This is a genomic window from Luteibacter sp. KNZ12-1A (genome assembly GCF_056755675.1).
This window is the reverse complement of sequence record NZ_JBPGXU010000201.1, coordinates 1-846: the sequence shown is the minus strand read 5'-3', so window position 1 is coordinate 846 and position 846 is coordinate 1. Positions and strand designations below refer to the sequence as shown.

At 66.9% G+C, this 846-nt stretch carries 1 protein-coding gene; it reads left to right on the top strand.

The window, feature by feature from the left end:
• Positions 1-120 precede the first annotated feature (120 nt).
• Complete coding sequence (locus ACR9ZJ_RS19335) at positions 121-822, top strand: DUF3108 domain-containing protein (RefSeq protein ID WP_481288685.1); 702 nt, start codon at positions 121-123, stop codon at positions 820-822.
• Positions 823-846: the final 24 nt, after the last annotated feature.

The window sequence follows — 846 nt, the reverse complement described above, 5'->3', positions numbered from 1 at the left end:
AGATGTGTATAAGAGACAGACCCATCGCCGACAGGGTCGGCTCCCACCAGGCAGGTCGGCTCCCGTCGTCCCACCAGCGATGTCGCCCCGCATTCAGCCGCCCCGGCTAAACTCGGTGGCATGACGACCACGACCTTCCTTCGCGCCGGCCTCGCGCTGGCTCTCGCCCTGCCCGCCGCCGCTTTCGCCGCCGACGTGCCGCAGTCGTTCACCGCCACCTACCAGGTGCTCAAGGATGGCGGCCCGCTGGGCGAAGCCACCGTCACGCTGAAACCGGTGGGCAACGGGCAGTTCGAGTATTCGAACCAGACCAAGGGCACCTCGGGCCTCGCGGCCATGCTCGGTGCCAATGTGGCGGAGACCTCGCGCTTCACCTGGTCCGGACAGGTGCCGCAGGCGGTGAGTTACCACTACCAGTTGGACGCCGCGGTGAAGTCGAAAACCCGCGACCTCACCGTGCAGGGCGGGACCGTGCAGGTGCAGGACAACAAGAAGAGCTTCAGCTATGCCGCCGTGCCGGGCATGGTCGAACGCAACACCTTGCCGCTCGCGCTCGGGCTCGCGCTACGTTCGGGCCAGCAACAGGTCGCCCTGCCCGTGGCGGTGAAGCAGGCGGTGGAGAACCAGCAGTTCAAGGTCTCGGGCAAGGAAAAGGTCACCGTGCCCGCCGGCTCGTTCGACGCCATCCGCGTGGATCGCACCGATGCGGATCGCGGCTTCAACGCATGGTATGTACCGGCGAAATTCCCGGTCCCGGTGAAGCTGGCGCAGAAGGACGGCGGCGACCTCACCATGGAACTGGTGAGGTTCGAGGGCCGCTGATCGCCGACAGGGTCGGCTCCCACC